At 41.4% G+C, this 12,785-nt stretch carries 11 protein-coding genes; 7 read left to right on the forward strand and 4 right to left on the reverse strand.

The window, feature by feature from the left end:
* Positions 1–53: 53 nt before the first annotated feature.
* The gene (mrcB, locus tag AAZR93_RS08680; protein WP_434719557.1) at positions 54–2,588 is read right to left on the reverse strand and encodes a bifunctional glycosyl transferase/transpeptidase; all 2,535 of its coding nucleotides are present in this window, start codon (positions 2,586–2,588) and stop codon (positions 54–56) included.
* A 179-nt stretch (positions 2,589–2,767) separates the two neighbouring features.
* Positions 2,768–5,227 (reverse strand): ATP-dependent helicase HrpB, encoded by a 2,460-nt coding sequence (gene hrpB / locus AAZR93_RS08685; RefSeq protein ID WP_434719558.1) that lies wholly within the window; start codon positions 5,225–5,227, stop codon positions 2,768–2,770.
* Between the two features lie 104 nt (positions 5,228–5,331).
* Here hrpB and sfsA point away from each other — a divergent pair, with 104 nt between their 5' ends.
* The 7 genes from sfsA to panD all read left to right on the forward strand — a co-directional run bounded on the left by sfsA (position 5,332) and on the right by panD (position 11,613).
* Positions 5,332–6,042, forward strand: a complete 711-nt coding sequence (sfsA, locus tag AAZR93_RS08690) for a DNA/RNA nuclease SfsA (protein WP_294104907.1) — start codon at positions 5,332–5,334, stop codon at positions 6,040–6,042.
* A 194-nt stretch (positions 6,043–6,236) separates the two neighbouring features.
* On the forward strand, positions 6,237–6,692 hold the full coding sequence (gene dksA, locus AAZR93_RS08695) for an RNA polymerase-binding protein DksA (RefSeq protein WP_294104909.1): 456 nt from the start codon (positions 6,237–6,239) through the stop codon (positions 6,690–6,692).
* Between the two features lie 618 nt (positions 6,693–7,310).
* Positions 7,311–8,717 carry a polynucleotide adenylyltransferase PcnB gene (gene pcnB, locus AAZR93_RS08700; protein ID WP_294105076.1) on the forward strand — a complete coding sequence of 469 codons (1,407 nt, stop codon included), beginning with the start codon at positions 7,311–7,313 and terminating at the stop codon, positions 8,715–8,717.
* Positions 8,718–8,729: 12 nt separating this feature from the next.
* Complete coding sequence (folK, locus tag AAZR93_RS08705; RefSeq protein ID WP_294104911.1) at positions 8,730–9,221, forward strand: 2-amino-4-hydroxy-6-hydroxymethyldihydropteridine diphosphokinase; 492 nt, start codon at positions 8,730–8,732, stop codon at positions 9,219–9,221.
* A 59-nt stretch (positions 9,222–9,280) separates the two neighbouring features.
* Positions 9,281–10,072, forward strand: a complete 792-nt coding sequence (gene panB / locus AAZR93_RS08710) for a 3-methyl-2-oxobutanoate hydroxymethyltransferase (protein ID WP_434719559.1) — start codon at positions 9,281–9,283, stop codon at positions 10,070–10,072.
* A 43-nt stretch (positions 10,073–10,115) separates the two neighbouring features.
* Complete coding sequence (panC, locus tag AAZR93_RS08715) at positions 10,116–10,979, forward strand: pantoate--beta-alanine ligase (protein WP_434719560.1); 864 nt, start codon at positions 10,116–10,118, stop codon at positions 10,977–10,979.
* A 253-nt stretch (positions 10,980–11,232) separates the two neighbouring features.
* Positions 11,233–11,613 (forward strand): aspartate 1-decarboxylase, encoded by a 381-nt coding sequence (gene panD / locus AAZR93_RS08720; RefSeq protein WP_434719561.1) that lies wholly within the window; start codon positions 11,233–11,235, stop codon positions 11,611–11,613.
* A 73-nt stretch (positions 11,614–11,686) separates the two neighbouring features.
* Here panD and AAZR93_RS08725 read toward each other — a convergent pair whose 3' ends face one another.
* Positions 11,687–12,232, reverse strand: a complete 546-nt coding sequence (locus AAZR93_RS08725) for a fimbrial protein (RefSeq protein ID WP_434719562.1) — start codon at positions 12,230–12,232, stop codon at positions 11,687–11,689.
* Positions 12,233–12,241: 9 nt separating this feature from the next.
* Entirely contained in the window at positions 12,242–12,778 is a 537-nt protein-coding gene (locus AAZR93_RS08730; protein ID WP_434719563.1) for a fimbrial protein, read from the reverse strand.
* Positions 12,779–12,785: the final 7 nt, after the last annotated feature.

Consider the following 12,785-nt stretch of genomic DNA (forward strand, 5'->3'; position numbering starts at 1 on the left):
CCAGTTGCAGCTAGCCAACATACCTAATGCTACAACTTAAAATATGTCAAAAACTACTGGCTAGGCGTGTCACCAAACATATCTTTAACCCAATCTGGCGCATCCTCTTCCTTCGGTTTTTCATTTGAACCATTCAAATCCCAAACAGGATCTTGCGCTGTAGATGTTTGGCACAAGCTTTGAGGATCATCAGTCCAAACCGGTAATATTCTACCACCACCTAAATCTGAGCAGCTAAATTGCCCGTCCATCATGACACGCATATCCACAATACCTTCTGGCGCTCGATTGAACAGAGCCAAAGGTGCTTGGTTATCAAGGTAGCGCTGATAAACTTTCAATGCGCCTGTGGAACCCGTCAGTTGAGTCGGCGCATTGTTGTCTCGCCCAACCCAAACAATAGCAACCTCTTTACCGTCAATTCCGGCATACCAGCTATCGCGTAAATCGTTGGTGGTTCCGGTTTTACCCGCTAAATTGTATTTACTGTATTTGGTTAATAAAACACGCCCTGTACCTTGCTGAACCACTTGTTGCATACCATATAACGCAAGATATGCGGCTTGTGATGGAACTGCACGCTCCGCAGAAGGGTAGCTTTGGTAGATTTCCTTACCATCACCATCAATAACAGAACGCAGTGCTGATAATTTCGCACGGTTGCCGTCGCCACCAATCGTTTGATAAACCTGCGCCACTTCAGCAGGAGTTAAATTTATGGCGCCTAACAGCATTGCAGGTACTTTTTCCATCGCTGCCGATGGTGCGCCTAGACGCACAAACGTATTCACTATCTGATCAAGGCCGATATCTAGCCCTAAATTTACGGTTGGAATATTTTGTGATTTAGCCAAAGCATCCACCAGCATCATTCGGCCATTAAAGTTACGGCTATAGTTTCTTGGGCTCCACGTTTGATTTCCCACTTTTACTGTCAATGGTTCATCTTTGAGCCAAGTATTTAAACGATAGCGATCTGGTTCACTCAATGCCGCTAAATAAACAGGCGGTTTTGCTAACGATCCAATACTGCGACGCGCATTTAGTGCACGATTAAATCCAGAAAATTGAGGTTGAGATCCCCCTACCATGGCTCTCACTTCGCCATTGATACGATCAACAACAACCATTGCACCTTCAAGATCATCTAATTTCCGAGTTTTACGTAAATCAGCAACACCCGCCTCTACTGCATTTTCTGCGGCAGTTTGTGCGACAGGATCAAGGGTCGTGAAAATTTTCGCCCCTGAGAGCTCTTTAATTTGATCGCCTAACTTTTCATTTAGCTCTAAGCGTACCATTTGCATAAATGCAGGCTGAGAAGCAACAAGCCCTTCTCTCGATTTAACCCCTAATGGCCTCGCACTGAGCAATTCATACATGTCTTTATCGATAACATTACGTGTTTCAAGTATTTTCAACACAATATTACGACGTTTAATCGCATTTTGAGGTTTAGTCCAAGGATTATAAGTTGATGCACCTTGAACCATACCTACTAATAAAGCTTGTTGGTCAAAGCTCAATTCGTTAATCGGACGACCAAAGTAATACAAACTCGCTAAAGGGAAACCGCGAATTTCGTCATTACCATTTTGCCCTAAAAATACTTCGTTAAGATAAAGCTCAAGAATACGTTCTTTGCTGTAATTATAATCCAACAACACAGCCATATAGGCTTCAGTCGCTTTACGTTTCAAGGTACGCTCATTGGTTAAAAATAGGTTTTTAACCAACTGCTGAGTTAAGGTACTTCCCCCTTGAACAGAGCGCCCTGCGGTCAAGTTTGCTACGACTGCACGACCGATAGAATATAAGCTAACACCATCATGCTCATAAAAATTTCTATCTTCAGTTTCAAGCAGAACTTTAACCAATGACTCCGGGAAATCAGCTAATGGCAAAACCAAACGTTGCTCATTATTCGCTGATTGCATCATCGTAATCAGTTTAGGATCTAAGCGGAAAAAGCCAAATGAGCGACCATTTTCCATGTTCTCAATTTTACTGAGAGCATCATTTTCAAACACTAAGCGCGCCAGTATTTGCCCTTCTTTTTGGTCAGGGAAATTAAACGGGCGACGTAAGATTTCAATACTATTTCCACGCACTACAAATTCGCCAGAGGTGGTTATTTTACTGACTTTTCGATATTGCATACCTTCAAGCAAGCGTGCCATCTCAGCCTGGCTATAATCCATGCCTGGTTCAAGGTTCACCATGCGCCCATAAACGGCAGCGGGGAGATCCCACACTTTGCCATCAAGGCGTTCTTTAATTTGTTGATTCAAATAAAAACCATAAGCCGCCAGTAAAACAGCAGCGACGACCATTAGTTTGACTAATAGCCAAAACCAACGCCATTTGCTTTTCACTTTACGTGGTTTTTTATTGTTTGAACCTTTTTTAGCCATTTGCTCTTCTTCATCTTCATCATCGAGATATTGCTCATCAATATCATCATCGTCTTCGAATAAATCTTCATCATCATAATCATCACGATTTCTACGACCGCGTGATGCGGATGTTTTTTTCTCAGCAGACTTTTTTTTGCGTCTACCGATTGGTTCATAATCTTTACCGGACATGGTTACTCCATATCACTTATTGCTTAACGACTAATAGGCAGCTCTAGGCACATAGTGATGAATTTTGGCTCATAATGTAAGAGGTTTCACTGGGGAAAGCTCTTAATTACATTTCCTTACTCAATGACAACCTATTGCGACCTTTCATTTATGGGCTGCTATTAGAGCATAAAAAAAGGCTATTTCGCACCCATCATTGCTTTTTTTGTTTGTCTTGTTGGCTCTGTGTTGACCGGATCATCAGGCCACAAATGTTTTGGATAACGGCCTTTCATCTCTTTTTGCACTTCTTTATAACTACCTAGCCAAAAAGCGCCCAGATCTTGCGTAATTTGTAATGGCCGCATTGCAGGTGACAATAATGATAATGTCACCACCACTTTACCTTCGGCTACAGTTGGATTTTTGGCTTGTCCATACATCTCTTGCATCCGAATCTCAATGACAGGTGGCTTTTCAAGTGAATAGTAAATACTTACATTTCGTTGAGATGGCGCATGGTAATGAGTCGGAAAGGTACTATCAAGCCATTGCTTTTGCTGCCAATCTAATCGATTTAACAATAATTGCGTTAAATTAATATCCTGTAATTTCTGCTTGTTTGTCACCCCATTAAGATAAGGTTCCAGCCACTCTTCAAGTGTCGACAGCAGCGTTTCATCATCAACGGCGGGTAGGTTTAAATCAGGAAAATAATATTTCGCTAATTGATTGCGAATACGTAATTGCAAATCAGATTCTTGCCAATTAAGCTGTGCTAAACCGTTTTGTCTTACCCAATGAATTAATGCCTTTTTAATTTCAGCTTTATCCGGATTATGTAATCGTTCTGATTTAATCACCAATTGACCACATTGAAGTCGCTTCCACGCTATTAATGAGCCTCTTTGTTCATCCCATTCAACTGTTTCCTGCTGAGAAAACAAGCGTGGGCAATCACGTTGTAGCTTTTCAATTTCAATAGGATAAGCCAATGTAATACGCGCGTCAGCAGATGATTCCGGCAGCCAAACAGCCGCGACTATTACCCATGGTTTACCAATTAATGCATCCATTTCATTAAAAGAAGCACCTAAACCACTTGCGAGTTGATAGCGAGCATGATTATCTCGTGCTTTAGCGATACGGTCTGGATAACCCGCAGCAAGCAATGTTGGTAACCACTCACTTATCAGAGTAAAGTCTCTGCCAACAATCGCTGTCACTTTTTGCCCACTTAATATCGATGCTCTTTTGCACCAATTTTCAGTAGGCCTTTCTAAGTAAGTCCTAATATCACTCTCAGTAGCACGCGGTGGCTCTTCAATTATTGCCACTAATAAGCAGGCAAGTTTAATCACTTCTTTATTATTGCTTTTTTGTGCTTCATATAGCATCGCAGCAGTGCGACTAGCACTGCCAGACTCAGCCATTTTTTGCCCCATCAAAGCAAGTTTACCTTGTTTATCCGTTGCACCGAGTTTAAACAGTAAATCCTTTGCCGCTGAAATTGCAGTATCAGGAGGAGTATCTAGCCAACGTAATTGAGCGGTATCTGAGCAGCCCCATTGCAATAAAGATAGCCACAAGTCACTCAAATCACTTTGATTAATTTCCGCTTCACTAAACTGCGCCGCTCTTTGGGCTTGTTCTTGACTAAAAAGATGCCAACAAACGCCCGCTTCTAATCGGCCTGCACGTCCTGCTCTTTGAGTCATTGACGCTTGGCTAATGCGCTGTTTGACTAACTTTGTCAATCCTGTTCGAGGATTAAACTGCCCAACACGTTCCAATCCGCTATCAACCACCAATCTAATTCCTTCAATGGTTAGACTCGTTTCCGCTATATTGGTTGCTAAAACGACCTTTCGCTTACCTTGAGGTGCAATTTGAATGGCTTGTTGCTGAGCTTGAATAGAAAGTGCGCCATACATCGGACACAAAAGTATGTCCTCACTAACCATAAGCGCTAGTTCTGTTCGTGTTTTTTCAATTTCACCTGCGCCTGGTAAAAAAAGTAATAATGAGCCTTTTTCTTTTTGTAATAGTTTCCAGACAGCACTCGCAACTTCTTTATGAAATAATTTATTGGGATTGATTGGGTGAAATTGTCGATCAACTGAAAACATACGCCCTTGAGAGGTAATAATAGGTGCATCTGGAAATAGTTCAGTTAATCCCTGATTATCTAACGTCGCAGACATTAATAGAATTTTAATATCTTCCCTAATAGCTTGCTGTGAATCTAATAACAAGGCCAACCCAAGATCTGCCTGTAAATTACGTTCATGGAATTCATCTAAAATAACCAATCCCACACCTTCAAGCATCGGGTCATTTTGTAGTTGTCGCGTTAATACTCCCTCAGTAACCACTTCAAGACGAGTATGTTGGCTGACCTTTGTTTCAGAGCGCATACGCAACCCAATAGTATTACCGATTTCCTCACCAAGTTGCTCAGCTAAACGAGCAGCAACCGTTCGCGCGGCAATTCGACGAGGTTCTAACATAATTATTCGCCCTTGAATAACACCACTATTCAAAATGATCAACGGCAATACAGTCGATTTACCTGCACCCGTTGGTGCATGCAATAACACTTGAGGGGAATTTTTTAAGGCCGTGAGTAAGTCATCACTCACATCTAATATCGGTAACACTTAGGTTATGACTCCATGGGATTTAACTTTTGCTATCAGACACTGTAGCATTAGCGCCACTATTCGCGTTAGTAAACGTTTTGGAAGTCTACTTTGGAGCTGATATGGAATTTATTCCCCCATTAAAACCTGCCACCTTAATTAAGCGCTATAAACGTTTCTTAGCCGATGTCACGACGCCTGACGGTGAAGTAATGACAATTCACTGCGCTAATACGGGTGCGATGACAGGTTGTGCCACTCCGGGTGATACTGTGTGGTATTCAACATCTGATAACATCAAACGCAAATATCCCTATAGTTGGGAAATCACACAAACTGCCGACAATCATCTCATTTGCGTAAACACGCTAAAAGCGAATCAAATCATTGCAGAAGCGCTCGCCGCAAAAAACATTCCAGAATTATCTGAATACAGCGAAATTAAACCAGAAATTAAATATGGGTCAGAAAATAGTCGCATTGATTTTTTTCTGTCTAAAAAAGACCTACCTGATTGTTTTATTGAGGTAAAATCAGTTACCCTGCTCGAGCGTAATCAAGGTTATTTTCCGGATGCCGTCACACTACGAGGACAAAAGCATTTACGCGAGCTAACACTCATTGCCAAAGAAGGAAAAAGAGCCATACTATTGTTTGTTGCTTTGCATAGTGGAATCCACGTAGCATCTGCGGCAGCGCATATTGATAAAAAATATGCGTTACTTTTAGAGGAAGCCATTAACAATGGCGTTGAAGTTATTTGTTATCAAGCAGATATATCCGTTCAACAAATAAAATTGGGAAAGAAATTAAGCTTTACGTCTGATAAATAATACCTATTTAACAGATATTTGTACGAGGAAGCTGAGTTCTGGGGGCTAAAAGGGAATAAACGCGCGCGCCTTCACAGCATTACAAAACTCATTGCAGGAACGATTGCCAAAAGGGCTCTCTTCTGCTATTTATAGCGACCTTATTTTTCCCCCCTTGGGGTTTTTGTAAAATTTGCGTGTGTAGGAGAAGCATTATGCAAGAAGGGCAAAAACGTAAGACATCGTCCTTAAGCATTCTCGCCATTGCAGGGGTTGAACCCTATCAGCAGAAAGCTGGCGAAGAGTACATGAACGACGCCCAATTGGCGCATTTTAAGCTCATTCTCGAAGCATGGCGCAATCAACTCAGAGATGAAGTGGACCGGACAGTTACTCATATGCAAGATGAGGCAGCTAACTTTCCAGACCCTGTTGATAGAGCCGCTCAAGAAGAAGAATTCAGCCTTGAATTACGTAACCGGGATCGTGAACGTAAACTGATTAAGAAGATCGAAAAAACGCTGAAAAAAGTTGAAGATGACGACTTTGGTTTTTGCGAATCATGTGGAGTAGAAATTGGTATCCGCCGTTTGGAAGCCCGCCCTACCGCTGATTTGTGCATCGACTGTAAAACATTAGCTGAAATTCGCGAAAAGCAAATGGCTGGCTAATTGCTAAATGGAGTCCTAAACGGCGCATTTGTCATGCGCCGTTATAAGGAAACTTTACCTCCAAAATCCCCTTCCTCTGCGCTTTGATTTTATCTTTTCATGAATCAATAAAAATTTAATTTCACTAAATGGATGCTTTAATCTAATACATTTAGCATTGATCCTCGGACAAGATAGAAATAAACTCTCTCATAAAATTATCTTGCGATATGCGCTGATTACTTTGCATAATGTTAAGTTCATTGTACTGCGAGAACAGCTCAGGCAAAGGGTTTCTACTATTATTGAGAACGGTAAATTGAGTGCAATTTTAGCCCTCTACCGATAAAGCTATTGATATAAAAAATGATTAGATAGCACTTTTATTCGTTTAACCATTCTCAAAGAAACCTCAGTAAGCTATGATTAGCCGCTTATTTTGTTTAATGAATATTCGTAACGACATCGAGGTGTACTATTTTTAACCGAGTAGCAAATTTCTGCCGTAATATATTGTCGCGTAATGGCAATGCATCCCGCAATGATAATGTCGAGCAAGATCCACGTGCAGCCGGTGAAAAACCAGTCACTCATTCTGCCCCAGTGGAAGTATTGCCCGTGGCGCAGAAAACTAAACAAATGAAAAAAACGGTTCGTCAATCCAAGCGTGCCGACGTACAGGCAGAGAAACAATCCACAATGACAACCGGAAACGAAGAACATATCACTATAATTCCACGTTCTGAACATAACATTTCACGTAACGATATCAGTGATAACGCACTCAAAGTGCTCTACCGCTTAAATAAAAGCGGCTATGACGCCTATTTAGTGGGTGGCGGTGTCCGTGATTTACTTTTAGGCCAAAAACCAAAAGATTTCGACATCACAACAAATGCCACCCCAGAACAAATTCGCAAGCTATTTCGTAATTGCCGCCTTGTAGGTCGCCGATTCCGTCTTGCCCATATTATGTTCGGCCCAGAAATTATTGAGGTTGCCACATTCCGTGGTCACCATGACCAAAATTTGTCAGACGATAAAAATATGTCTTCGCAAGCACAAAACGGTATGTTGCTGCGTGATAATATTTTTGGTTCTATCGAAGACGATGCAATCCGTCGCGACTTTACGGTCAATAGCCTTTATTACAACATTGATGATTTTTCATTGCGTGACTATGTCAATGGTATGAAAGATCTTAAAGACGGGATTATTCGTCTTATTGGCGATCCTGAAACACGCTATCGTGAAGATCCTGTCAGAATGCTAAGAGCGGTTCGCTTTGCCTGTAAGCTTAATATGACGATTGAGCCAAACACCGCAGCGCCTATCCACCACTTAGCACCGTTACTCAAGGAAATACCATCGGCAAGGCTATTTGAAGAATCATTAAAACTGTTACAAGCAGGTCATGGCTACGCCACTTATAAAATGCTACAAAAATATAATTTGTTGGAGCAATTATTCCCAGTACTGACTAGCCGATTCAGTGAAAATAATGACTCGCCAATGGAAAAAATCATTGAGCAAGTATTAAAAAATACAGATTTCAGACTAAAAAATGATAAGCGCGTCAACCCTGCTTTTTTATTTGCAGTCATGTTATGGTATCCCGTCACTGAACATGCAGAGAAGCTATCCCAAGAAGGTGGACTTGCATACTATGATGCATTCGCTCTTGCGATGAATGATATTCTTGATGAACAGTGCCGCTCAATCGCCATACCAAAACGTATTACGACTACGATGCGTGATATTTGGCTATTGCAATTGCGCTTACCTCGCAGGCAAGGTCGCCGTGCAAATAAATTAATGGAGCACCCTAAATTCCGTGCCGCTTTTGATTTACTCGAGCTAAGAGCAAGTGCAGAGCGCCGAAATGAGCTACAAGAGCTCACGCAATGGTGGGCAGAATTCCAAGAAGCCAATAACTTAAAACAGCGTGAAATGATTTCAGAATTAGGCAATGCGCCAACACGTCGACGCCACCGTCCTAATCGTTCATCGCTACCAGGGGCTCGCAAACCAAACAAGCCACAATAGAGAGATAGTGTCATGGAGCAAGTTTATATTGCTATTGGAAGTAACCTAGGTGAGCCGTTAACGCAAGCACAGCAAGCTATCCAGGCATTAAATGCGCTCCCAAGCAGCCGTATTGCTGCCATATCGTCTTTCTATCGCACAAAGCCACTTGGACCACAAGATCAGCCTGATTATCTCAATCTGGCGGTCTTGCTTGAAACCGACCTTGAGCCTGAAATATTGCTCGACTATACGCAAAAAATTGAGCTCGACCTTGGGCGAGTGCGTAAAGCTGAACGTTGGGGTCCTAGAACCCTCGATCTTGATATCATGCTTTTTGGTAACTGTGTTATTAATACCTCACGGTTGACTGTACCCCATTACGGGCTAAAGGAGCGTGAATTTATGCTGTATCCGCTCAGTGAAATTTCCCCTAACCTTGTTTTTCCTGATGGCGAATTGCTCTCAGAAAGGCTTACACACATCCCTCGCAATGGCCTGATGCTTTGGGACATTACCCCCTAAAGTGTCCAACCTTAAATAAGCCATTATCAATAGCGAGATCATTTCCGGAGGTTATTATAATGAAACCAATTTCTCTGGCTGATTTGGGTCAGTTTAAAAAAGACAAACACAAATTCGCAACTATCACCGCCTATGATGCAAGTTTTGCTCAACTATTTTATGAGCAAGGTATTCAAATCATGTTAGTTGGTGACTCCCTCGGTATGACTATTCAAGGTGAGTCCAGTACGCTGCCAGTCACCGTTGAGCAGATTGCCTACCACACTCGTTGCGTCCGTAAAGGGGCACCCGATGCCTTTATCATTTCCGACATGCCTTTCATGAGCTATGCCACCCCTGAACAAGCTTGCCATAATGCCGCTATTTTGATGCAGGCAGGCGCTAACATGGTGAAAATTGAAGGTGGTAGTTGGCTATGTGAAACCGTTAAAATGCTCGGTGAACGCTCAGTCCCTGTTTGTGGGCACCTTGGATTAACCCCACAAGCTGTCAATGTGCTAGGGGGTTATAAAGTACAAGGTAGAGATGAAGTCACAGCAAACCAATTAGTCAAAGATGCCATTGCATTAGAAAATGCAGGTATGCAGCTATTAGTGCTTGAGTGCGTACCAAGCTCACTCGCAGCGCATGTCTCCGAAGAGCTATTGTTACCAGTTATTGGTATCGGTGCTGGTGCACAAACCGATGGCCAAATTCTAGTGATGCAAGATGCATTGGGTATTACCGCTCGCCCACCCAAATTTGCTAAAAACTTTCTCGCTCCAGCAGGCAATATACATGATGCTATTCATATGTATATTCGCGAAGTTGAAGAAGGTATTTACCCTGATGAGTCTCACTCGTTTTCGTAACTCATTCTATTAATTATGACTGTAGACTATAAGGATTGTACTTATGCTTATCGTTGAAACGGCACTGATACTACGCCGTGAAATCCGTCGCTGGAAACTAGATGGCAAACGTATCGCGCTCGTCCCCACTATGGGAAATTTGCATGACGGGCACTTGGCGATAATTGATCAAGCAAAGCAACAGGCTGATATTGTGATTGTCAGTATTTTTGTCAATCCAATGCAATTTGATAAACAATCTGATTTAGCGAATTACCCGCGAACATTGCAAGAAGATTGTGAGAAACTAAAACGTCGGGGGATTCATTTAGTTTTTGCACCATCACCTCAAGAATTCTATCCTAACGGGATGGAAAAACAGACTTTCGTTGAAGTTCCTGAACTCTCAACCATGCTCGAAGGCGCTAGCCGCCCAGGTCATTTTAGAGGTGTTGCCACCGTTATCACCAAATTGTTTAATTTAGTGCAACCTGACATTGCGTTATTTGGCGAGAAGGATTATCAGCAACTACAGCTTATTCGTAAATTAGTTAATGATTTATCTTTTGATACACAAATTATTTCAGTACCAACAGTCAGAGCCAAAAACGGCCTTGCACTGAGCTCTCGCAATAATAATTTGTCTGCCGAAGAATTTAAAATAGCTCCTCAGTTATATCGTATCATGACAGAAGCTGGTCAAAAATTAGTCGCATCACCCAGTACTTCCGAGTCTATTATTGCAGAAATAGCAGAAGACTTGCGTGCCGCTGGCTTTACTCCTGATGAGCTATTCATTCGTGATGCAGATACATTGGCTGAATTAAGTAATTCAAGTAAACGCGCCGTTATCTTAATGGCAGCATGGCTAGGTCAAACCCGTCTCATTGACAATTTACAAGTTGACCTACAAAGCGATATTGCATAGAAAGTAATACAGTTAACATAACTTTATAATAACAAGCACAGCAAATACAACACCAACAGCGTTGTGGTTCGAATGAAATTAGATGTATTTGAGTTACTAACTATACTTATATATTTTAGTCTTTAGTTTATTCAAACTCATTCGAATTACAGCTAGGCGGCAAGCAAATGAGAACCTAGGAGCATACATAAGTATGTGACTAGGGCGAATGCGTGAAGCCAACAACGCTGTGGTTCGAATGAGGAAGAATAAAATGTTAAGAAGAATGCTACAGGGCAAACTCCACCGCGTCACCGTCACACAGGCAGACCTTCACTACGAAGGATCTTGTGCCATCGATCAAAACTTCATGGATGCCGCGGGTATTTTAGAATATGAAGCGATTGATATTTATAACGTTGATAATGGCGAACGCTTTTCCACTTATGCAATATCGGGTGAAAGAGGCTCTAAAATTATTTCGGTTAATGGTGCAGCTGCACGTCGCGCTGCTGTTGGCGATAAACTCATTATTTGTTCATATGTGAATATGGAAGATGAGGATGCTCGCCACCATCAGCCTAAAGTGGCTTATTTTGATGCCAATAATACGATGAGCCGAATTGCTAAAGCAGTTCCAGTACAGGTAGCTTAAAGCTAGAATATTCCCACATTGATACCTTGATATAATCGACACTGTATTAAGGTATCTATCAAATAATGAATACTTAGTTATAAGAAATATCAATGCCTAAATTACCATTTGCGGGTCCTGGGGTTACAACAGCCGCAGTCTGCTTATAACGAGATTTAAATAACACTTTAACTGGCCCTGCTGGCCTACCGGCTTTAGTCACTGACCTCTCACGATAAAATGGTAAAATATGCCAGTCACTACCGATGTTATCATTAGCCACCGTTTCAATACCTAGCCCTTTAGCACTATTATTCGAATCTAATCGTAATACTGTATTATTATCAGGATCATTGTCCCCAGTCAGGTATACATAAATGATAGTATTGGCGTCACAATCAAAATTAAGCTCCCATTGTACATCTTTAGTCGTTGAGCCTATCTTTTGACCAAAGCCATTCGCACCAATTGTATGATCACCCAAATTAACATTTTGTGTTTGAGACGATTTTATGGAGCAAGTACCAGCAGCCACTTTTCCTGTAACATTAAATACAGCATCATAGCTCACTGCGGGTGTAGAAAAAATTAGAGCAGCAATAGGAAACAAATATTTATAACCTTTGATTATTTTTCTCATTATCATTCCTTAATTATTTTGTACAAGAAATGTGATAGATGCATTTGCTTTTCCCGCAGTTGCATTATCAGCTAATGATTTATAACGCGCCCTCAATTTGATACTATTCGAGCCAACAACAGTTGCTCTACTACCTAATAGCGTACTAACTTCGTTCACATTCTTAGCTTCCCATTGTTTACGCTCTGTAGAATAAGCCTCAATTTGAATTCCCATTCCCGTCGCTTTACCTTCAACGTTATCTAGCGCAAATGACTTATTATCAGATGCAGGAACTCCTCGTAATGAACCTGAAACTTGGTTATTTACTGAGTTACAAACAAATTGCAATTCAAACTCCACCCAATCAGTTGTATCACCCACAGGAAAATTACTACCTCCTCCTTTTAATAACCAAAGACCTAAATCAACATTTAAATTATTAGTCTCAATGCTACATGTCGTACCTCGAATAGAACCGGTAAAATTGACCTTTATATCAGCAGCAGAGACCCATGTTGAAAAAGATAATATGAGTAGCATTAACAAGTTAAATATATATTTCATTATTAAA

Source organism: Providencia sp. Je.9.19, from assembly GCF_051129765.1.
Taxonomy (GTDB): domain Bacteria; phylum Pseudomonadota; class Gammaproteobacteria; order Enterobacterales; family Enterobacteriaceae; genus Providencia.